General features: G+C 61.1%; 18 protein-coding genes, 1 other RNA gene and 1 pseudogene. 9 read left to right on the top strand and 11 right to left on the bottom strand.

Annotated elements, in window-relative coordinates; genetic code table 11:
- Together B0B52_RS13140 and gshB are read left to right on the top strand one after the other, a co-directional pair.
- Positions 1-960, top strand: a 960-nt coding sequence (locus B0B52_RS13140; protein ID WP_077594079.1) for a benzoate/H(+) symporter BenE family transporter, incomplete at its 5' end; no start/stop codon positions are given.
- A 35-nt stretch (positions 961-995) separates the two neighbouring features.
- On the top strand, positions 996-1,943 hold the full coding sequence (gene gshB / locus B0B52_RS13135; RefSeq protein WP_139351921.1) for a glutathione synthase: 948 nt from the start codon (positions 996-998) through the stop codon (positions 1,941-1,943).
- A gap of 54 nt (positions 1,944-1,997) precedes the next feature.
- On the opposite strand, the gene B0B52_RS13130 is transcribed toward gshB, so the two are convergent.
- From B0B52_RS13130 to B0B52_RS13120, 3 genes are read right to left on the bottom strand one after another with little or no spacing between them, the layout of a single operon-like run.
- Positions 1,998-2,792, bottom strand: a complete 795-nt coding sequence (locus B0B52_RS13130) for a class II glutamine amidotransferase (protein ID WP_077594077.1) — start codon at positions 2,790-2,792, stop codon at positions 1,998-2,000.
- A gap of 3 nt (positions 2,793-2,795) precedes the next feature.
- Positions 2,796-4,298: an MFS transporter gene (locus B0B52_RS13125; RefSeq protein WP_371327397.1), complete on the bottom strand. Its 1,503-nt coding sequence runs from the start codon at positions 4,296-4,298 to the stop codon at positions 2,796-2,798.
- A 9-nt stretch (positions 4,299-4,307) separates the two neighbouring features.
- Positions 4,308-4,499: a 4-oxalocrotonate tautomerase gene (locus tag B0B52_RS13120; RefSeq protein ID WP_077594075.1), complete on the bottom strand. Its 192-nt coding sequence runs from the start codon at positions 4,497-4,499 to the stop codon at positions 4,308-4,310.
- Positions 4,500-4,705: 206 nt separating this feature from the next.
- On the opposite strand from B0B52_RS13120, the gene B0B52_RS13115 reads away from it, so the two are divergent.
- Entirely contained in the window at positions 4,706-6,013 is a 1,308-nt protein-coding gene (locus B0B52_RS13115; RefSeq protein ID WP_077594074.1) for a putative zinc-binding metallopeptidase, read from the top strand.
- Between the two features lie 16 nt (positions 6,014-6,029).
- Here the strand turns inward: B0B52_RS13115 and B0B52_RS13110 are convergent, their stop codons facing one another.
- The 4 genes from B0B52_RS13110 to zwf all read right to left on the bottom strand — a co-directional run bounded on the left by B0B52_RS13110 (position 6,030) and on the right by zwf (position 10,353).
- Complete coding sequence (locus B0B52_RS13110) at positions 6,030-6,806, bottom strand: fused MFS/spermidine synthase (RefSeq protein ID WP_254425698.1); 777 nt, start codon at positions 6,804-6,806, stop codon at positions 6,030-6,032.
- The gene (locus B0B52_RS13105) at positions 6,803-7,594 is read right to left on the bottom strand and encodes a YoaK family protein (RefSeq protein ID WP_254425697.1); all 792 of its coding nucleotides are present in this window, start codon (positions 7,592-7,594) and stop codon (positions 6,803-6,805) included. Before B0B52_RS13105 ends, B0B52_RS13110 begins: the two co-directional genes overlap by 4 nt.
- A 305-nt stretch (positions 7,595-7,899) precedes the next feature.
- Positions 7,900-8,748, bottom strand: coding sequence for a MurR/RpiR family transcriptional regulator (locus B0B52_RS13100; RefSeq protein WP_077594073.1), 849 nt, complete (start codon positions 8,746-8,748; stop codon positions 7,900-7,902).
- A gap of 138 nt (positions 8,749-8,886) precedes the next feature.
- A complete protein-coding gene (gene zwf, locus B0B52_RS13095) occupies positions 8,887-10,353 on the bottom strand; it encodes a glucose-6-phosphate dehydrogenase (protein WP_077594072.1) in 1,467 nt (488 codons plus the stop codon).
- Positions 10,354-10,467: 114 nt separating this feature from the next.
- Between zwf and tal the strand changes: the two genes are divergently transcribed.
- The 4 genes from tal (at position 10,468) to B0B52_RS13075 (ending at position 14,406) form a co-directional block, all read left to right on the top strand.
- A complete protein-coding gene (tal, locus tag B0B52_RS13090) occupies positions 10,468-11,415 on the top strand; it encodes a transaldolase (protein ID WP_077594071.1) in 948 nt (315 codons plus the stop codon).
- Entirely contained in the window at positions 11,412-12,989 is a 1,578-nt protein-coding gene (pgi, locus tag B0B52_RS13085) for a glucose-6-phosphate isomerase (protein WP_077594070.1), read from the top strand. Before tal ends, pgi begins: the two co-directional genes overlap by 4 nt.
- Positions 12,990-13,186: 197 nt before the next feature.
- Positions 13,187-13,978 (top strand): DUF3047 domain-containing protein, encoded by a 792-nt coding sequence (locus B0B52_RS13080; RefSeq protein ID WP_168173546.1) that lies wholly within the window; start codon positions 13,187-13,189, stop codon positions 13,976-13,978.
- 98 nt (positions 13,979-14,076) lie between these two features.
- A complete protein-coding gene (locus B0B52_RS13075) occupies positions 14,077-14,406 on the top strand; it encodes a DUF805 domain-containing protein (protein ID WP_077594068.1) in 330 nt (109 codons plus the stop codon).
- Positions 14,407-14,474: 68 nt separating this feature from the next.
- On the opposite strand, the gene B0B52_RS13070 is transcribed toward B0B52_RS13075, so the two are convergent.
- The 4 genes from B0B52_RS13070 to metK all read right to left on the bottom strand — a co-directional run bounded on the left by B0B52_RS13070 (position 14,475) and on the right by metK (position 18,761).
- Positions 14,475-14,549, bottom strand: a non-coding RNA gene (locus B0B52_RS13070) — sX9 sRNA.
- An 81-nt stretch (positions 14,550-14,630) separates the two neighbouring features.
- A complete protein-coding gene (gene groL, locus B0B52_RS13065) occupies positions 14,631-16,283 on the bottom strand; it encodes a chaperonin GroEL (RefSeq protein ID WP_077594067.1) in 1,653 nt (550 codons plus the stop codon).
- A 49-nt stretch (positions 16,284-16,332) separates the two neighbouring features.
- Positions 16,333-16,626, bottom strand: coding sequence for a co-chaperone GroES (gene groES / locus B0B52_RS13060; RefSeq protein WP_077594066.1), 294 nt, complete (start codon positions 16,624-16,626; stop codon positions 16,333-16,335).
- 953 nt (positions 16,627-17,579) lie between these two features.
- The gene (gene metK, locus B0B52_RS13055; RefSeq protein WP_077594065.1) at positions 17,580-18,761 is read right to left on the bottom strand and encodes a methionine adenosyltransferase; all 1,182 of its coding nucleotides are present in this window, start codon (positions 18,759-18,761) and stop codon (positions 17,580-17,582) included.
- A 175-nt stretch (positions 18,762-18,936) separates the two neighbouring features.
- Between metK and B0B52_RS13050 the strand changes: the two are divergent.
- Both B0B52_RS13050 and B0B52_RS13045 read left to right on the top strand, forming a co-directional pair.
- Positions 18,937-19,791: pseudogene (locus B0B52_RS13050) on the top strand (lysophospholipid acyltransferase family protein); the annotation flags it as partial.
- A gap of 17 nt (positions 19,792-19,808) precedes the next feature.
- The gene (locus tag B0B52_RS13045) at positions 19,809-20,684 is read left to right on the top strand and encodes a lipid A biosynthesis acyltransferase (RefSeq protein WP_077594063.1); all 876 of its coding nucleotides are present in this window, start codon (positions 19,809-19,811) and stop codon (positions 20,682-20,684) included.
- Positions 20,685-20,712: the final 28 nt, after the last annotated feature.

The raw sequence follows: 20,712 nt of genomic DNA, 5'->3' as shown, positions 1-20,712 counted from the left end.
GTGCTGGCCACCGCGGGGCTGGCGGGCGGGTTTTCGATGGGCGAGGCGGTGGCGGCCTTCATGGTCAGCGCCGCGCTGATCACGCTGTTTGGCGTGACCGGCTGGTTCGAGAAAGTCATGAACCGGATCCCTATCGCGATTGCCTCGGCGCTGCTGGCCGGTGTGCTGGCGCGCTTCGGTCTGCAGGCTTTCGCGGCGGCGCAAACCGCCTTGCCGCTGGTGCTGCTGATGCTGGCGATCTACCTGCTGGGCAAACGCTTCATGCCGCGTTATGCGGTTGTGCTGACTCTGTTTGGCGCCATTGTGTTCGTGGCGGCGCGTGGCGAGATGGCCTGGACGGCCATGAGCTTCTCTTTTGCGCTACCGGTGTTTGTTGTGCCGCAGTTCACGCTGGCGGCCATTATCAGCCTGGCCCTGCCGCTGTTTGTGGTGACCATGGCCTCGCAAAACCTTCCCGGCGTTGCGGCCATTCGCGCAGCGGGTTACGGCCCCGACGCGCCGGACGGCGGCATTCCGGTGTCCAAGGTCATCACGCTCACCGGCCTGGCCACACTGGTGTTGGCGCCGTTCGGTGCTTTTGCGCTGAACTTCAGCGCCATCACCGCCGCCATCTGCATGGGGCCTGAGGCGCATGAAGATCCGCGCAAACGGTACACCGCAGCCGTGGCCTGCGGCGCTATTTACGTGGTGATCGGCGTCTTTGGCGCGGCGGTCACCGGCCTGCTCACGGCTTTCCCCAAGGAGTTGGTGGTGGCGATTGCCGGGCTGGCGCTGCTGGGCACGATCGGCAGCGGCCTGGCGCAGGCGGTGCGCGACGAGTCGCACCGGGAGGCGGCGCTTATCACTTTTCTGGTCACGCTGTCAGGTGTGGCCATTGCCGGCATCGGCTCGGCCTTTTGGGGCGTGGTGGCCGGCGCGATTGCGCTATTTGTACAACAATACCGCCAGCGCGCTGCCTGAGCGGCCTCCGAATCCTTTATTGATTGCTCCCGTTCATGAACATTCTTTTTGTTGCCGACCCACTGGCCTCCTTCAAGACCTACAAGGACACCACTTTTGCCATGATGCGCGAGGCCCAGCGCCGCGGTCACGCCATCAGCGCCTGCGAGCAGCAGGATCTGATGTGGCAGCGCGGCTCGGCGGTGATGGCCCATGTGCGCGACATCACGCTGACAGGCGACGCAACAGACTGGTTCACCGAACGCGCCACGCGCCAGGTCGCCCTGAAGGAATTCGACGCCGTCCTCATGCGCAAGGACCCGCCCTTTGACAGCGAGTATTTCTATGCCACGCATTTGCTGGAGCAGGCCGAGCGCGAAGGTGCGAAGGTGTTCAACAAACCGCGCGCGTTGCGCGACCATCCGGAAAAACTCGCCATCATGGAGTTCCCGCAGTTCATCGGCCCTACGCTGGTGACGCGTGATCCGGAAGACATCAAGCGCTTCCATGCCGAACACGGCGACATCATCCTCAAGCCGCTGGATGGCATGGGCGGTATGGGTATTTTCCGTGTCGGGCCGGACGGGCTGAACCTGGGCTCGATCACCGAGACGTTGAACCGCCACGGCGCGCAAAGCCTGATGGTGCAGAAGTTTTTGCCCGAGATTGTCAAGGGTGACAAACGGGTGCTCGTCATTGGCGGGAAGTGTGTGCCTTACAGCCTGGCACGCATTCCGCAGGGCAGTGAAGTGCGCGGCAACCTGGCGGCCGGCGGCAAGGGTGTGGCGCTGCCGCTGTCGACGCGTGATCGTGAAATCGCTGAAGCGCTTGGCCCTATCCTTCAAAGCCGCGGCCTGCTGCTGGCCGGTGTGGACGTGATCGGCGACTATGTGACCGAGATCAACGTCACCAGCCCGACCTGCTTCCAGGAAATTTTCGACCAGACCGGCTTCGATGTGGCTGCGATGTTCGTCGACGCGCTTGAGGCTGCAGTTCAGGCATAAAAGAGGCTCTAGCCCTTATAGATCGGGCGCAAGTAGCTCCTGTTTTTATAGCATTCAGGCGTGCAGTGCCCCACCCGCAAAAACCTTGAGTTCGCCCGGTGCAAAGGCTACCCAGTTCTCGTTGGTGGTGAGCGGCGCTGTCACCACCACTGCAACTCGGTCGGTCGGCTGCGTGTATTCGGCGAAGTTCACACTCAGGTCTTCATCGCTCAGCGTGGCGTGGGCAAACGGGTGTTTTCGTTCCACGTAATACAGGTTGGTTGATGCATGCGCCCAGAGCGCCAGGCCGTTGCCCAGCAAAAAGTTGAAGGTGCCGTGCAATGCAATCTGCGCGGCCAGCTCGCGCAGGGTCAGCGTCAACTCCTCCACGCTGGGCACGCCGGCGTGCGACTTGGCCAGCTCCTGCATGATCCAGCAGAAGGCACGTTCGCTGTCGGTTGATCCCACTGGCCGGAAGCTGCCATGCAGGCGCGGCGAAAAATCCTTCAGGTCACCGTTGTGGGCAAACACCCAGTAGCGGCCCCAGAGCTCACGCACAAACGGGTGACAGTTTTCCAGCGCCACCCGGCCCTGCGTGGCTTTGCGGATGTGGGCAATCACGTTGCGACTCTTGATCGGGTAGCGGCGTATCAGTTCGGCTACGGGTGATTCGCTGGCTGACTGGTGGTCGACAAAATGGCGCAGGCCCTTGTCGCTGCCGCTGCCTGTGCTGTCGTTGCCGCCTTCAAAAAAGGCGATGCCCCAGCCGTCCGCGTGTTCGCCGGTGTTGCCGCCGCGCTGCGCAAAGCCGCTGAAGCTGAAGGTCACATCAGTAGGCGTATTGCAATTCATGCCGAGGAGTTGACACATGTTTCAGCTTCCGTTTTGACTGGCAGGAACTTGGCGTATTCCCCATGCAGCGACCAATGCGAGCGCGCAGAGCGCCGCCAGCATCATGAAGGCCTCGTTGAAGGCGGCCAGCCGCGCCGGGCTGGTTGCGGCCTGAGTCAGCGAATCGCCATGCGCCGCAAGTCGCCATTCAAGCACGATGCCGCACAGGCTGACGCCGATGGCGCCACCCAGCATGCGCACGAAATTGATGGCGCTCGAGCCTTGCGAGATCAAGCTGCTGTCCAGCGCACGCAGCGAGCCCAGGTTGAGCGAAGGCAAAATGAAACCCAGCCCGATGCGGCCCAGGATGGCCCAGAGCACCAGCAGCCAGATGGCGCTGGTCAGCGTCACGGTCAGCATCAGCGCAAACGACAGCGCCAGCAGGCCCAGCCCGATGCTGACCAGCAGATAGGTGGGGTGGCGGTCCGCCAGCCGGCCTACCATCGCAATCGTGATGGCCAGCACAAACCCGGCCGGCAGCAGGATGGAACCCACATACGAGGCCGACAGGCCCAGGCCCAGTTGCATGTACACCGGTAGCAGGTAGGTGGAGCCGAACAGCGCCGTGCCGTAGATAAAGGCCACGATGCTGCCCATGGCGAAAGGCCGGTAGCCGAACAGCGCCAGGTTCATCAGCGGCTCCCGGCCGGTGGCGGCCATGCGCCGCTGCCACAGCACAAAAACCAGCAGCGCCAGCGCCGCGCCGGCCAGCAGCAGCGCCGCTTCCAGCGCCGAGCCGCCGTGCAGGGCCACCATGCCGTTGAGCAGGCACAGCGTGCCCGCGCCGCCCAGCAGCAGGCCGCGCCAGTCCAACGTGGCGCCCTGGCGGTTCGGCGCCACGCCACCCGGCGAGGTGACGGGCACGTAGCGGTAAGCCATCCAGAGCGAGGCCAGGCAGAAAGGCACGACCATGAAGAAGATAGAGCGCCAGCCGAACAGGTCGACCAGCACCCCGCCAATGCTGGGGCCGATGGCCGGGGCCAGCACCACGCCCATGCCGAAGATGCCGCTGGCACGCCCCTGCTCGTGCGGCGCGAAGGCCCGCATGATGATGATTGCCGGAATCGGTTGCACCACGCCAGCCGCCAGCCCTTCGGCCACGCGTGCACCTAGCACCAGCGCAAAACTGCCGGAAAAACCGCCGACCACGCCGCCGGCCAGCAGGAGCAGCATGGTGCCGACATAGGTGCGGCGGTAGCCGTAACGCGCCAGCAGCCAGGGCGTGGTGAGCATGGAGACCGTCATGGCCACCATGAAGCCCGAGGTGACCCACTGCGCGCGTTCCTGGCCCAGCGTGAAGTGCTGGCTCATGTCGGGAATCGCCACGTTGACGATGGTCGAAGACATGATCGAGGCCATGGTGCCGATCATGACCGAGAGCAACAGCAGCCAGCGATAACGCGCGCCGTAACGCGCCTGCATTTCTTCCAGAGTGGAGGGGTTGCTCAAGACCGGCTTAGTTCTGTCTGGGCGAAGCGGGACAATATCAGGGGCTCAATCGCGCGGCTCGGACCAAAGCTTGCCGCCGGTGGCCCAGTTTTCGCGTTTGATGTCGGTGATGATGATGTCGACGGAGTCGGGCACGCCACCCAGGATTTCGACGCTGACACGGGTGATTTCCGCGACCAGTTTTTTCTTCTGTTCGACGGTGCGGCCTTCCATCATTTCGACGTGGTAAGTGGGCATGGTTTTCCTTTGGAGTGATTTGAAGCGGAACCCCCATGATAAAACCCCGCGCCGGCGCTGCGCTGTGTCGGCAAAGACTGACAGCGGAACAAGGCAAGCGGGCGCTACGTCCGGTGCGGCAAACATGGGAAACTCAGTGGATTCACAACCGCACGCGCACTGATTGCAATACCTGCATTGCCTGTAGAGCGCTTTAAGAAACTTCCTTGTCGAACGATAGCCCTTCTCCCGTCCCTGCCCACCTGCCGCACCTGGCGGGCCGCGCCTACCGCTGCCAGTGCGGTTGCCCGGTATTTTTCAGGAACAGCACCTGCCTGGCCTGCGGCACGCCGCTGGGCTACGACCCCGCGCAGGCCCGGCTCTTGCCGCTGATGCCAGGCGAGCAGCCCGATACCTGGGTGGCCTGGCACGACGACGAAGCGGACGCTGGCAAGGAGGACAAGGGCGGCGATGCGCCGCTTGCGGTCTATCTTCGTTGTTCGAACCTGCAGACCCCGGCGGCCTGCAACTGGCTGGTGCCGGTCAGCGAGGATGAGCAGCAGGCACAGCTTTGCCAGGCCTGCCGCCTGAACCGCACGATTCCCGATCTGAACGACGAGGCCCACCCGGACAACGCCGAGCTGTGGGGCAAGATCGAGCTGGCCAAACGGCGCCTGGTGTCGGCCCTGCTGGTGCTCGGTTTGCCTGTCGCCTCGCGGGTGAGTGAAGACGCCGAACGCGGCCTGATGTTCGACTTTCTGCGTTCACCTGACATCGGACCGCACATCCTGACCGGGCACGATACCGGCCTGATCACCCTCAATCTCAACGAAGCCGACGACGCCACCCGTGAAGCCACGCGCAAGGCCATGCACGAGCCCTATCGCACGCTGCTTGGACATTTTCGCCATGAGGTTGGCCATTACTACTGGGACCGGCTCGTGTCCGGCACCTCCTGGATGCAGGGTTTCCGGGAGCTGTTTGGCGACGAGACCCAGGATTACGCGGCCAGTCTGCAAAACAATTACGACATGGGGCCACGGCCCGACTGGGCGCTGCATTACGTGAGTGCCTACGCCAGCGTGCATCCGTGGGAAGACTGGGCCGAGTGCTGGGCCCATTACCTGCACATTCGCGATACGGTCGATACTGCCCTGAGTTTTGGCCTGTCGCCGGACAGTGCGCAGCTCGAGTTCACGCCTTTCACGATCGATGAGCTGTACCAGCCTGAACATCCTCATGCCCAGGGTTTTCTGGATTTCCTGAACCAGTGGACGCAGCTCACCACGCTGCTGAACGAAATGTCGCGCGCCATGGGGCAGCCCGATTTCTACCCCTTCGTGTTGCCACGCGAAGTGGTGGCCAAGCTGCATTTCATTCACCTGGTGGTCACGTCCGTGAATGCGCCAAGCCTCGCGGTCGATGCAGTGCCCGTGGCCACGCAGCCGCAGGAGCAGCTTCAGGAAATGGCGCCGGGCGACAACTTCCAGCAGCCGGGCTACCAGGTGCAGATGCGGGGGCAGGACAGCTTTTGAAAACCCGGCGGCCCGTTCAACCGGCGCCCTGGCTCATTCGGTGTGACATCTCCCAGCTGACACGCGCCAGTTCGGGTTTGAGATCGCGCTGCGCCTGGGCCTCCAGGTTGTGCAGACTGCGCTGCAAGCTTAATGCGCGTGTTGAAAGGGTCTGGCCCTTGCACGCAAACACCAGGCCGTTGCTCTTTTCTGCGGCCATGATTTCCACCGCATTGCCGCTGAAGCTGCGGCTGATGCGCGCCGCCAGCACCGGGTAGTCGGGGTGGTCAGCATGCAGATTGACCACCAGCACACCGCCATCTGCCAGGGCCGCAAGACAGTCGTCATAAAAGCGCTGTGAGCACAAGGCCGCAGGCTGGCCCTCGTGGTCAAAGCCGTCCACCAGCAACACATCAAACGCCGGTTTTTCGGCCTGCAGGTACAGCGCGCCGTCGGCCGCAATCACCTGCAGGCGTTCGTCGTCATCGGGAATCTGGAAATCGCGCCGCAGCGCAATCACATGCGGGTTGATTTCCAGCACGGTGATGCGCGACGCAGGCAACTGCCGGTAGCAGAACTTGGCGAGTGATCCGCCGCCGAGCCCGATCATGCCGATGTGGGCGGGCGCGGGCTGAAACAGCAGAAAACCCATCATCGTGCGGGTGTAGTCCACATCCAACCGCCAGGGCTGGTGCGTGAGCATGCGGCTTTGCAGCTCGCCCAGCGTGAAATGCAGCGACTTTGATGCGCCGTCTTCGCGCACGAAAGGCTTGATGTACTGCAGCGACTGAAAATCGCCGGGCGCCAGTGTCACAGCGATCTCGCAGCCATGCGCAGGTCCATCAAGATGGCCGGCAAGGCCATGGCCACCAGCAGCAGGGCAATCGGCAGGGTGGCGCTGAAGCCCATGGCCTTGAAGGCAACGGCCCCGGCGATGCCGCCGGAAAAAAACAGTCCGAGCAGGGAGGCATGAATGAACAGCTTGTCGGTGTTGGCCTTGACAAACTGGATGCTGTTGGCTTTTTTTGACTGATTCCAGTAGATCAGCCGCCCCAGTTCGATCCCCAGGTCGGTGACTACACCTGTCATGTGGGTGGTGCGGATTTCCGCGTTCGAGATTTTGGTGATGATGGCGTTTTGCAGGCCCATGATGAAACACAGCAGCAACACCGCTGTCGGCACCAGCAGGGCGGCGAATGATTTCAGGTTGGCACCCACCAGGCCAAAAATCAGCAGCAGGGCCGCTTCCAGTAGCAGCGCCAGCGCGTACTTGCTACGCAATTCCTGGCGGCGCGCCCAGCTGATGAGCAGCGTGGTGGTGATGGCGCCGGCAATAAAGGCCGACAGGCTCACCAGGCCGGCCAATGCCAGAGTGATGCTGCCCACCACCAGGTCGTCGGCAATGGCCGAGACGATGCCTGTCATGTGTGAGGTGTAGCGCTGCACAGCGAGAAAGCCGCCGGCATTGATGGCCCCGGCCACAAAAGCCAGGATGCCGCCGAATTGCCGGTTGCTGCGGCGCGTGCGGTTTCTGGCGGTGAGTTGAAGCAGGAATTTGAAAAGCATGGAACTCTGCCATGCAAGAATCATGACAGTGGACATTATGGTCTGCGGGTTGGTGTGAATTGGAGTGATTCAACGCCTTGGGCGAAAGTTTCTTGTAAAAAAGGCCTCTAGCCCTTATTCGGCGGTCGTAAGCAGCTACTGAATTAATAGCGAACTGAATCTTCCGTTCATCCGGCTTGTCATCCCGGACTTGATCCGAGATCCATGTTTTCTGACTACTTGCGTGGTTCTAGCTGTTGTGGTTTGCCTACAAGCCGGGCAACCTGCGGCTCCCTGGCAAACCACAAATACTGAAGACAAAGACGGTTTCGGCAAGCTCAGCCCGAACACAACGAAAAACCTCAGGCGTACCGCTTGCTCCGCAAATTATTCTTCATTTCCTTGAGTAGAGGCTGCAGCTTGTCGCCACCAATACGCAGCGCCACCGTGGTGGCCAGGATGTCGATGATCATCAGGTGCAGCAGGCGGGACACCATGGGGCTGTAGCGGTCATAGCCCTCGGGATGGTCGGCTGCCAGATGGATGTGCCCGGCGGTGCCAAGGGGCGTGCCACTGGCGGTGATGACAATGGTGGTGGCCCCGTTCCTGCGGGCAATGTCGCAGGCGTCCATCAGGTCACGTGTGCGTCCGGAGTTGGAGATGATCACCACGCAATCACCGGGCTTGAGCAGCGAAGCACTCATCACCTGCAAGTGGCCGTCGCTGTAGGCGATGGCGTGCACGCCAAGACGGAAGAATTTGTGCTGCGCATCCTGCGCCACGATGCCCGAGTTGCCAACGCCGAAAAATTCGATACGGTGGCCATGCTTGTAGGCGGATACCAGGGCGAGGGCTGCTCTTTCAATCAGGGCCGAGCTGGCGTCATTGCGATACTTGAGGAAGGCCGCTACTGTGTTGTCGATCACTTTGACCAGAACGTCACTGGTCTTGTCATCGGCATCAACGCTGCGGTGGATAAACGGCACGCCTTCACTCACGTTGCCGGCCAGCTTCAGCTTGAAGTCCGACAGCCCGTCATAACCCACGCTGCGGCAAAAACGAATCACCGTCGGTTTGCTGACCCGGGCGCGCGCGGCCAACTCGGTGACAGGCAGATTGGCAAAGGCCCGCGCATCGCTAAGCACCAAGTGCGCCACACGCTGCTCGGCCGGCGCCAGCGAAGGCAGACAGGCCTTGATGCGGTCAAGCACTGGATGAGCCCCAAACGTCGCGAACTACGCTCCTGGTGGCGTATTCCAAGCAGGGGCCGCGGGTCCGGCTCTGCCGGCCCGCAGGCGCAGCGGCCCCCCCGGGGGGCAGCGCAGTACGCGAAGCGACAAGCGTGGGGGTCAACTCTCTTCGCTCCACCAGTGGTTATCCCGCGCAATCATGGCGCTCGATGCGCTGGGCCCCCAGGTGCCCGCGGTGTAGGGTCGCGGGCCGACCGCGTCATGCTTCCAGGCATCGAGGACAGGTTCGACCCAGCGCCAGGCTTCTTCCTGCTCGTCACTGCGCACAAACAGGTTCAACCTGCCGTCGATCACGTCCAGCAGCAGGCGCTCGTAGGCGCCCACGCGTTCGGTGCCGAAGCGTTTGTCAAAGTCGAGGTCAAGTTGCACGGGGGCCAGGGTCTGGCTGGCTGTCCGCGCGCCCTGCCGGTTGTCCTGCCCCTGGGCCAGCAAGTGCAATTCCAGACCGTCCTTGGGTTGCAGGTTGATGACCAGCCGGTTGCCCGCGCCTTGCGGCGACTTGAAGATGGCGTGAGGGGTCGGCCGGAAGTTTACCTCGATGTGTGCGTCGCGATCAGCCAGGCGCTTGCCGGTGCGAATGTAAAACGGAACGCCGGCCCAACGCCAGTTGGCAATTTCGGCACGCAGGGCAACAAAGGTTTCTGTTCGGCTTTCAGGGTTCACACCGGTTTCCTGCAAATAACCCTTGACCGGTTCTCCGTCGATGTTTCCGGCGGCGTACTGGCCCCGGATCACATGCTGCTTCAGTGTTTCAGGAGTCCATGCCTTCAGCGAACGCAACACCTTGAGTTTTTCGTCGCGAATGGCATCAGCGTGGGAGTTAATGGGTGGCTCCATGCCGATGGCGCACAGAAGTTGCAGGGCATGGTTCTGAACCATGTCGCGCAGGGCCCCTGTGCTGTCGTAGAACGCTCCACGTTTTTCCACGCCCAGCTCTTCGGCAATCGTGATCTGGATATTGGCAATGGTCTCGCGGCGCCACAGCGGCTCGAACAGGGAATTTCCAAAACGCAGAGCGAACAGGTTCTGCACCGAAGGCTTGCCCAGGTAGTGGTCGATGCGAAAAATCTGTTTCTCGGGCAGCACACGAAGCACGGCCTCATTGATGGCGCGGTTGGAAGCCAGGTCGTGGCCCAGCGGTTTTTCCAGCACCACGCGGGTTTGCGGGCCATTGAGGCCGACGGCCGCCATGTTTTCGCAAATGCCCGTGAACAGCGCAGGCGCGGTAGCCAGGTACATCACCACGGTGCCGGCCTGTCGTGCCTGGAGCAGGCTCGCCAGTTGCTGATAGTCGGCCGGCTCGGACAGGTCCATGCGCAGGTAATGGAGCAGGGCCGCAAAACGCTCGAACTCATCGCCGGTCGGGCGTTTGGCCAGCTCCACGCTGTCAAAACGTGAACGGATCAGCTCTCGGTATTGCGCGTCGCTCATGGCCTCACGCCCCACGCCGACAATCCGGCCTTCCTTGGGCAGCGAACCGTGACGAAAGGCCTGGAACAGGGCGGGCATCAACTTGCGCCAGGTCAGGTCACCGGTTCCGCCGAAGAGAACCAGATCAAAACTCATGGTCGGCTCCTGAAAACATCATGTAATAAAGTTTCATAGTTTGTTGCCATAATGGTAACTCAATCGCGCTTCGGTCTTACAGGGCGGACTTCAAGGCCCACATACACTTTCACCATGAACCAACTCGACGCTCTCAAACAGTTCACCACCGTTGTTGCCGACACCGGAGATTTCAAACAGCTGGATGCCTACAAGCCGCGGGATGCCACCACCAACCCTTCGCTGATCCTCAAGGCAGTGCAAAAGCCTGATTACCAGCCTCTGCTCGCCGACACGGTGGCAAAGTTCCGGGGCCGAGCGCTTGACGAAGTTATGGACCGCCTGCTGGTGCGGTTTGGCTGTGAAATTCTTTCCATCATTCCCGGCCGCGTTTCAACCGAAATTGACGCGCGACTGAGCTTTGACAGCAACGCCACCTTCACGCGCGGTGAACGCCTCATTGAGCTTTACCAGGCCGAAGGCATTCACATTGACCGGGTATTGATCAAGGTGGCCGCCACCTGGGAGGGCATCGAGGCCGCACGCAGGCTTGAAGACCGCGGTATTCACACGAATCTGACCCTGCTTTTTTCGTTTTGCCAGGCGGTAGCTTGCGGGCAGGCCAAAGTGCAGCTGATCTCTCCGTTCGTCGGCCGCATTTACGACTGGTACAAGAAATCGGCTGGTACGGCCTGGGACGAGGCCGCCAAAGCGGGCGCGAATGACCCCGGCGTCCGGTCGGTGCGTGAAATCTACGACCACTACAAACACTTCGGCATTGCCACCGAGGTCATGGGGGCCAGTTTTCGCAACATCGGGCAGATCACCGCACTGGCTGGCTGCGACCTGCTGACCATCAGCCCCGAGTTGCTGGGCCAACTCGCTGCCAGTGACGCGCCACTGCCGCGTGCACTGGATCCCAAAGCCGCCCAGACACTGGATTTGCCGGCGGTCAATTTTGACGAAGTGACTTTCCGCTATGCGCTCAATGAAGATGCGATGGCGACTGAAAAGCTGGCTGAAGGCATTCGGGCCTTTGCGGCAGATGCGGTGAAGCTTGAACACCTGATGCTGGCAGCATGAGCGCGGCCTCGACCCGATGCGACCAGACCGCGGCGTGGACGGCGTTGCGGGTGCAATTAGAGAAGACGGGAAATGAGTTCGATTTGCGCAAGGCGTTTAAAAACCGGCCCGAAAGATTTGACGATTTCAGCCAGGCTGCGCCGCATCTCTTTGCCGACCTGTCGAAGAACCTGATCGACGCGCCCACCGAAATCCTGCTGCTTGAGCTTGCCCGGCAGTGCGGGCTGGAAAGGCACCGCGACGCGATGTTTGCGGGCGAACATATCAACAGCACCGAAAACCGGGCTGTCATGCATTTTTTATTGAGGAATCCGCCTCCAGCCCAGAAGGGACGGGCGCAAGAAGCTACTGAAAAGATAGCGGATGAACTTTCCCGGGTGCACGAAACCCTGGCCGCCATGCTGGCCTATGCGGAGCAGGTGCGCGCGGACGACGCCATCACCGACATCGTCAACATCGGCATCGGCGGCTCTGACCTTGGCCCGCAAATGGCGGTGCTCGCGCTGGAGGAGTTTCGCCTGCCTGGCAAGCGCCTTCACTTCGTTTCCAATGTCGACGGCCATGAGCTGGCCGGAGTGCTGGCGCAGCTCAAGCCGGAGAACACGCTGTTCCTGATTGCCTCCAAGACTTTCACGACCACCGAAACCATGACCAACGCGCTATCGGCGAAACACTGGTTCGGTGCGCAAGGCGGCAAGGACATCGCACGCCATTTCGCCGCGCTGACGACCAATGTCGCGGCAGCCGGGGAGTTTGGCATCAGCACCACCTTTGGTTTCTGGGACTGGGTGGGCGGGCGTTATTCGCTGTGGTCGGTCATCGGCTTGCCGCTGGCGATTGCCATCGGTGCGCAGGGCTTCCGGGAGTTCCTGGCAGGGGCTCACGCCATGGACGAGCACTTTCGCAGCACGCCGCTGGAGCGCAATTTGCCGGTGCGCCTGGGCCTGCTCGATGTCTGGTACCGCAACTTTCACGGTTTTACCAGCCGCTGCATCGCGCCCTACAGCAGCGCTTTGCGCCGCCTGCCGGCCTACCTGCAGCAACTGGAGATGGAGAGCAATGGCAAGCGTGTGGGCGTTGACGGACAGGCATTGCCCTACGCGACAGCACCCGTGCTGTGGGGTGAACCGGGCACTAATGGACAGCACGCCTATTTTCAGATGCTGCATCAGGGCACCGACGTGGTGCCCGTGGAATTTGTTGCCGTCAAAAAAGCCGGCCACAGCCTGCCCGGACACCATGGAAAGCTGCTCGCCAATGTTCTGGCCCAAGCCCAGGCCTTGATGGAGGGCAAAAGCGACGCGGGTGGGCACAAACACTTTCCGGGCAACCGGCCCAGCACTTTTCTGCTGCTGGAAGAGCTCACGCCGGCCAGCCTGGGCGCGCTGATTGCCTTGCAGGAACACCGAGTGTTTGTCAGCGGTGCCATCTGGGGCATCAACAGTTTTGACCAGTGGGGTGTCGAGCTTGGCAAGGTGCTGGCCCGGGATATAGAAGCCCGGCTCGCGACGGGCGACGACACGGGGCTGGACGGCTCGACTTCGGGACTGTTGCGAAAGATCATTTCGGGCTGATTCCCGGTCGGCTTTGTGCAGTATTTCATTGCGGAAGCGCGGAATTTCATGGTCAACTGCCTGCATTGACCTGACTACCTTTGCGCACCATGTTGACTTCTCCCGCGAGCGCCTTTCGCGGCCTCCGTTTTTTTCCTTCAAGTCTGCCGGCATACCCTGCGAGACGTTTCAACGGCCTTGCCGCGGTATGGCTCGCCGTGAGCCTCGTGGCCGGGTGTGCCACACATCTGGGCCATGATGCGGGGGCGGACGATGCCGAGCCGGTTTCCCAAGGCGGCACGCTGGGCCCTGCGCCTGATGTCACGGGCACAACCTGGGCCGAACTGAGTGTTCCAGCGAAAGCCGGCGGTCTCAAGGCCGATGATCTGGTCTGGGAAATTTTCCGTGTGCCGGGCAAACAGCCCACTCGCTACAGCTATGTGCAGCACGAGGGCCGCGACGCGGTGCGCGCCGTGGCCGATGCGACGGGCAGCATTTTGCGGCACCGCCGGCGCATTGAGCCGGCTGATCTGGGGCGCATCAGTTTTTCATGGAACGTGCCACCGCCGGGGGTGGATACCAACGCTGCGCTCGCAGAACTGGAAGACGTGCCTGTTCGCGTGGTCCTGGCCTTCGAAGGCGATCGGTCGCGCTTCTCGCTGAAAAATTCCTTGCTGTCGGAACTGAGCCTCATGCTGACCGGCGAAGAGTTGCCCTTTGCCACGCTGATTTATTCTTGGTCGCGTGTCAATAAACCCGGTGATGTGGTGATGAACGACCGCACTGACCGCATTCGCAAGCTAGTGGTGAACTCGGGCGACCAGGGCTACAACCAGTGGCTCAGTTATGAGCGCGACATCCGGGCGGATTACCGCAAGGTTTTTGGTGAAGAGCCCGGCGCCCTGCTGAGTTTTGCGGTGTTTACCGAGGGCGAAAGAAACGAGGGCAAGCTCCAGGCCTTTTACGGACCGCTGAAGCTGCTGCCGGCTATTACTGCGGCCCAAAAATAGAACACGTTCTTCGCCGGTTGCGCTGTTTGGCGGCGTCTGCCTGACTTATCATGGCGCGGGGGAATTTGCCCCTACACACTCCCGAGGAGGAGAACAACATGAACTTCGGCCAAGCCATTTCGACCTGCTTTTCCAAGTACGCCACTTTTTCCGGGCGCGCATCGCGTCCGGAGTTCTGGTGGTTCTTCCTGTTTCAGATCCTGGTGTCCATCGTCACATCGTTTTTTGGCGAACTGATCAACGGCTTGGCGGCTCTGGCGCTGCTGCTGCCGGCGTTGGCTGTGGGCGCGCGTCGCTTGCATGACATCGGGAAAAGCGGCTGGTGGCAATTGATTGCCCTGACAGTCATCGGCGTCCTGCTGCTGATTTACTGGGCTGTTCAGCCGACGGTCGAGGGCTCCAACGAGTATGACGGCGCTCCTGTCTGAGTTTCAGACGTGCATGAAAAACCCCGCAGGGCGCGAGCCCTGCGGGGTTTTTGTTTGCTGCCCGGAAAGGCCGGACGGCGTAGCGAGCAGGTGCCAGGTTAGGCGGACGGAGCGCAGGAACCGGAGCGTACCTTGGGGTACGTGAGGATTCCGACGAGAAGGGGGAGGGGCCTCTTCCTTTCCCCTTCTGCCTAACGACGCATGGCGCCTGCGCAGTCGCCGGATTACATGCCCATGTCGCCCATGCCGCCCATCCCACCCATACCGCCAGGCATGCCACCGCCGGCGCCGGACTCGTCTTTCGGAGCCTCGGCCACCATGCACTCGGTTGTCAGCATCAGCGACGACACGGACGCTGCGTTTTGCAGGGCAGTGCGGGTCACTTTGGTGGGGTCCAGGATACCCATGTCGATCATGTCGCCATAGGTGCTGTTGGCGGCGTTGTAGCCGTAGTTGCCTTTGCCGGCCAGCACTGCATTGACCACAACGCTTGGCTCTTCGCCGGCGTTGGAGACGATGATGCGCAGCGGCTCTTCGATGGCGCGCAGGATCAGCTTGATGCCGGCGTCCTGGTCAGGGTTGTCACCCTTGATGGTGCCAGCAGCTTGCTTGGCGCGCAGCAAGGCCACGCCGCCGCCGGCCACAATGCCTTCTTCCACAGCAGCGCGGGTAGCGTGCAGGGCGTCTTCAACGCGGGCTTTCTTTTCTTTCATTTCGACTTCGGTGGCAGCGCCAACCTTGATCACGGCAACACCGCCGGCCAGCTTGGCCACACGCTCTTGCAGTTTTTCGCGGTCGTAGTCGGAAGTCGCTTCTTCGATCTGGACACGAACCTGCTTGACGCGAGCTTCGATGTCAGCAGCAGCGCCGGCGCCGTCGATGATGATGGTGTTTTCCTTGCCCACTTCGATGCGCTTGGCCTGGCCGAGGTCAGCCAGCGTCACTTTTTCGAGTGTCAGGCCGACTTCTTCAGCAATGACCTTGCCGCCGGTCAGGGTGGCGATGTCTTCCAGCATGGCTTTGCGGCGGTCGCCGAAACCAGGGGCCTTCACAGCCACAACCTTCAGAATGCCGCGGATGGTGTTGACCACCAGCGTGGCCAGGGCTTCGCCTTCGACGTCTTCCGAAATGATCAGCAGCGGACGGCTGGACTTGGCAACTTGCTCCAAGGTAGGCAGCAGGTCACGGATGTTGCTGATTTTCTTGTCGTAGAGCAGAACAAACGGGTTGTCCAGAATGGCGGATTGCTTCTCTGGGTTGTTGATGAAGTAAGGGGAGAGGTAGCCGCGGTCAAACTGCATGCCTTCAACCACGTCGAGTTCGCTGTTGAGTGACTTGCCGTCTTCCACGGTGATGACGCCTTCTTTGCCGACCTTGTCCATCGCTTCAGCGATGATCTTGCCGACTTCTTCGTCGCTGTTGGCGGAAATGGTGCCGACCTGGGCAATTTCCTTGCTGGTGGTGGTGGGCTTGGAAGCTTTTTTCAGCTCTTCAACCAGGGCTGTCACAGCCTTGTCGATGCCGCGTTTCAGGTCCATCGGGTTCATGCCGGCGGCGACATACTTCATGCCTTCGCGGACGATGGCTTGTGCCAGAACGGTAGCGGTCGTGGTGCCGTCACCAGCGATGTCGGAGGTCTTGGAAGCGACTTCCTTGACCATCTGCGCGCCCATGTTCTGCAGCTTGTCCTTGAGTTCGATTTCCTTGGCGACGGACACACCGTCCTTGGTCACGGTAGGGGCGCCGAAAGAGCGCTCGAGCACCACGTTACGGCCTTTGGGGCCCAGGGTAACCTTGACTGCGTTGGCCAGGATGTTCACACCCTCGACCATGCGTGCGCGGGCTTCGCCGCCGAAAATGACGTCTTTTGCTGCCATGTTTAATTCTCCAGATTCAGTTGATTAATGATGTGTGAAAGGCGAGAAATTACTTTTTCTCAACGACTGCAAACAGGTCGTCTTCTTTCATCACGAGCAATTCGTCGCCATCGACCTTGACGGTCTGGCCGCTGTATTTGCCGAACAAAACGCGGTCGCCGACCTTGACGGCCATGGCGCTGATTTCGCCCTTGTCGTTCTTCTTGCCGGGGCCAACAGCCAGCACTTCGCCCTGATCAGGTTTTTCTGCAGCGCTGTCGGGAATGACGATGCCGGAGGCGGTTTTGGTTTCGTTTTCAACGCGTTTGACGATCACACGGTCGTGCAGGGGACGAAGTTTCATGAGAGCTCCTTGGTTTGAAACAGTTTGGGAATCAAAAAGCACCAGCGCGGAACGCGGTGCCTGTGAAATGACCGGTATGAAAGGTGTTGTTAGCACTCAATACCATCGAGTGCTAATCATAAGGCCGTTTCAGGATGGTTTCAAGCGACCTAAAGCAAAACAGTCCCAGAAAGGGAAAAAGGAGGCCCTCTGAGCTTTTTCCCCGGAAGCTGGCGGTAGGGGGTGTAGTTGCTCCCCGGCTGTCCTACAAAGCTTTCGTCCAAATCTGACATGGGGGCTTGCCCGAGGTGCTTAGGCTTGCGGTTTCAGTACCGCGTGAGGCGGAACCCACCAAGGAAAAGCGATGAATCAATTCAGCATAGATCTGGCCGTCAGTCACCCCGCGCTCCGGATGGATAGCCGGCTTGGGACAGGCGAGAAAATCAGGAGCGCGGGATCCCCCATGGGCGCGGCCCGCTCGGCTTGGCCGTTTCTGGTCAAGGCTCAGCGTAAACCTGAACCCTCCGGAACGGGTAGCACGGATACCTGCTCGGGATTCGTTAGTTGAGTTCGCGTTTCACACAGGGCAAACATCACGCATGACGTCATGCGTAGGGCAGGGCGACGGTCGTGACGACAATGAAACCGAGGTCCAGAAAAACAGGACTTTGAACAAGACCTTCGGTGAAGAAGGTACAAACAAAACCCAGTTCAAGCCGGACCCGCATGCCCCAAACCCTCGGATGTACTGAGTGGCAGCAAATATATCGAACCTTCTCCCTTTACCCGCCGCTAGCCGGGTGGGACACAAAAAAGCCACCGTTAAGGTGGCTTTTTGCTGCTTGAGCTGGCTTATTTGAGCCCGGCCGCCGCCCGCAAGGCGGCTGCCTTGTCGGTTTTTTGGTCTGCGCTCACATTCGCGATGCGAATATGAACTCCGCCCGCAACCGATACCGCGCAATGCGCGGCGGCCTTTACAGGCCGGCAGCTGCACGCAGCGCAGCTGCTTTATCTGTTTTTTCCCACGTGAACTCTGGCTCGTCGCGGCCAAAGTGGCCGTAAGCGGCGGTCTTTTCATAGATTGGGCGCAACAGGTCCAGCATCTGGATGATGCCTTTCGGACGCAGGTCGAAGTGCTCGTTCACCAGGGCCGAGAGTTTTTCGTCGGACATCACGCCCGTGCCTTCGGTGTACACCGTGACGTTCATCGGACGGGCCACGCCAATCGCATAAGCCACCTGGATCTGGCACTGGCGTGCCAGGCCGGCTGCCACGATGTTCTTGGCAACGTAGCGGGCGGCATAGGCGGCCGAACGGTCCACTTTCGAGGGGTCTTTGCCGCTGAATGCGCCGCCGCCGTGCGGGCAGGCACCGCCATAGGTGTCAACGATGATCTTGCGGCCGGTCAGGCCGCAATCGCCCTGCGGACCGCCGATAACGAAGCGGCCGGTCGGGTTGATCAGGTACTTGGTGTCTTTGAGCCACTCTTTCGGCAGGACAGGCTTGATGATCTCTTCAATGATGGCTTCAGTGAAAGAGGCCTTCATCTTGTGGGCAGTTTCGCTCTGGTCAGGGCTGTGCTGGGTCGACAGCACCACGGTGTCGATGCTGTGGGGCTTGCCGTCCACATAGCGCATGGTCACCTGGCTCTTGGCATCGGGACGCAGGAAAGGCAGGCGACCGTCCTTGCGCAGCTGGGCCTGGCGCTCGACGAGGCGGTGCGCGTAGTAAATCGGCGCGGGCATCAATTCAGGCGTTTCGTCGCAGGCGTAGCCGAACATCAGGCCCTGGTCGCCGGCGCCGATGTTCAGGTGGTCGTCGGACGCATGGTCCACGCCCTGGGCGATGTCGTTGGACTGCTTGTCATAGCAGACCATGACGGCGCAACCCTTGTAGTCAATGCCGTACTCGGTGTTGTCGTAGCCGATGCGTTTGATGGTGTCGCGCGCGACCTGGATGTAGTCCACATGCGCATTGGTGGTGATCTCGCCTGCCAGCACAACCAGGCCAGTATTGGTCAGGGTCTCTGCGGCCACGCGGCTGCGCGGGTCCTGCTTGAAGATCGCGTCGAGAATCGCGTCGGAAATCTGGTCGGCTACCTTGTCGGGATGGCCTTCGGAGACGGATTCGGAAGTAAAGAGAAAATCGTTCGCCATTGCGTACACTCCATGAAGTTTGTCGGCGCGTTGCCGGCTGGAATGCTTCGGCGAACGCTTTAGCAGTTTGGTTTAATGTCGCCCTGCAAGTTGTTCAGTAACTCGGCGACAGCGGCAATTATATCGTTTCTGGCCTGTTGTCTCCGATAGCCGCCAATGGCCAAGGTCTCTCTTCTTTCTCATGATTTACCTGTTCCGGTTTCTCTCCTTCTGGCCACTGCGAGTGCTGCATGCGGTTGGTGCGGGCTTGGGCTGGCTGGTCTGGGGGCTGAGCGCTTCATACCGCCGGCAATTCCGCGCCAATGTGGCCCAAGCGGGGCTCGCGTTTGAAGTCGCGCGTCCGGCGATAGGTGAAGCTGGCCGTTTTGTGGCCGAGCTGCCCAAGCTGTGGATGCGGGCGCCAGGCGTTTCGTGTCTGGGCAATGTGCAAATTGATGGCCGGGAGCATGCAGAGCATGCTTTTTCGCAGGGGCGGGGCGTGATCTTCTTTGGGCCGCACTGTGGCAGTTTTGAGCTGGGCCCCCAGGCCTTGGCCGAGCTGTATGGCCCCATCACCGCCATTTATCGCCCCGCGCGCCAGGCCTGGCTGGCACGGCTGGAGCGTCTGGCCCGCAATCGCGCCAACCTGACGGTGGTACCGGCCTCCCTGAGCGGCATTCGCCTCATGCATAAAACGCTGAAAGCCAACCAGGCCGTGGCCCTGCTGACAGACCAGGTGCCGCCGGAAGGGTTGGGGGTATGGGCCCCTTTCTTCGGCAAACCTGCATACACCATGACTCTGGCCGCCCGCCTCGCCCTGCAAAGCGGGGCGACCCTGTTGCCCGTCAGTTGCGAGCGCCTGCCCCGCGGGGCAGGCTACTACCTGAAAATCTGGCCGGCGGTCTCTGGGCTGGAGGCACCCGCAAAATCAGACCTGCTGCATGCCGTCACACAGATCAACCTGGCGATTGAAGCCATTGTCCTGAGTCAACCCGGCCAGTATTTGTGGGGCTACGCGCGCTACAAGACGCCACGCAAGGAAACCCTTTGAAGACCCCCCGACAGCTGATGAGCCGTTTTGTCACCCGTGCAGGCATTGCTTTTATGCAGGTGCTCGCCATTGTTCCGCTGTCCTGGACCCGGGCCTTGGGCGCAGTTCTGGGATGGCTGCTTTATGTGTTCGTAGGTTCGCGCCGGCGCGTGGTGCAAACCAATCTCCAGCTGTGTTACCCGGAACGCTCGGAGGCCGAGCGCCGCCAGCTGGCGCGGCAGACTTTCATCCATTTTGCGCAGGCTTGGCTGGACCGGGCCTGGCTGTGGCACGCACCCAGGCCGTGGGTTCAAAAGCGCGTGCGCCTTATAGGCGCGGTCAATGAGTTGGCAGGCAACGAGGCGACGGTGATTTTCTTGCCGCACTTCGTGGGGCTGGACGCAGCCTGGGTTGGCGTGGCGCTACAGATGCCGCGACCGTCGACCACCATTTACACCGACCAGTCGAACAAGATGGTGGACCGGTGGATCTTGCGGGGGCGCCGGCGTTTCGGAAACCTGCGCCTGTTTGGGCGAACAGACGGCGTCAAACCCATCGTGACTGCGTTGCGCGAGGGGCAGCCGCTTTACCTGTTGCCAGACATGGACTTCGGGCCCGAGGACTCGGTGTTTGTTCCGTTTTATGGCTTGCCCACCGCGACCGTGCCCTCCCTGTCGCGGTTTGCCCGCCTGGGACGCGCCAAGGTGGTGCCGCTGGTGCCGCGCTTGACGCCCTGGGGTTATGACGTCGAGGTTTTGCCGGCCTGGGAGAGTTTCCCTTCGTCAGACATGGTGGCCGACACCGCGGTGATGAACGACCACTTGAAGGCCTATATAGACACCATGCCTGCGCAGTACTACTGGGTGCACAAGCGGTTTAAAACCCGGCCTGAAGGCGCGCCTTCGTTCTACTGACCTTCCGTGGCCTTCCATGGGCTTGATT

The sequence above is a fragment of the Polaromonas sp. A23 genome (assembly GCF_002001015.1).
GTDB lineage: Bacteria > Pseudomonadota > Gammaproteobacteria > Burkholderiales > Burkholderiaceae_C > Polaromonas.
This window is presented reverse-complemented; position numbering and strand designations above follow the sequence as displayed.

Coding starts and splice junctions, on each gene's coding strand:
- gshB (WP_139351921.1), top strand. CDS start 996: ATGAACATTCTTTTTGTTGCCGACCCACTGGCCTCCTTCAAGACCTAC.
- B0B52_RS13130 (WP_077594077.1), bottom strand. CDS start 2,792: ATGTGTCAACTCCTCGGCATGAATTGCAATACGCCTACTGATGTGACC.
- B0B52_RS13120 (WP_077594075.1), bottom strand. CDS start 4,499: ATGCCCACTTACCACGTCGAAATGATGGAAGGCCGCACCGTCGAACAG.
- B0B52_RS13105 (WP_254425697.1), bottom strand. CDS start 7,594: ATGTCCACTGTCATGATTCTTGCATGGCAGAGTTCCATGCTTTTCAAA.
- zwf (WP_077594072.1), bottom strand. CDS start 10,353: ATGAGTTTTGATCTGGTTCTCTTCGGCGGAACCGGTGACCTGACCTGG.
- tal (WP_077594071.1), top strand. CDS start 10,468: ATGAACCAACTCGACGCTCTCAAACAGTTCACCACCGTTGTTGCCGAC.
- pgi (WP_077594070.1), top strand. CDS start 11,412: ATGAGCGCGGCCTCGACCCGATGCGACCAGACCGCGGCGTGGACGGCG.
- B0B52_RS13075 (WP_077594068.1), top strand. CDS start 14,077: ATGAACTTCGGCCAAGCCATTTCGACCTGCTTTTCCAAGTACGCCACT.
- groL (WP_077594067.1), bottom strand. CDS start 16,283: ATGGCAGCAAAAGACGTCATTTTCGGCGGCGAAGCCCGCGCACGCATG.
- groES (WP_077594066.1), bottom strand. CDS start 16,626: ATGAAACTTCGTCCCCTGCACGACCGTGTGATCGTCAAACGCGTTGAA.
- metK (WP_077594065.1), bottom strand. CDS start 18,761: ATGGCGAACGATTTTCTCTTTACTTCCGAATCCGTCTCCGAAGGCCAT.
- B0B52_RS13045 (WP_077594063.1), top strand. CDS start 19,809: ATGAGCCGTTTTGTCACCCGTGCAGGCATTGCTTTTATGCAGGTGCTC.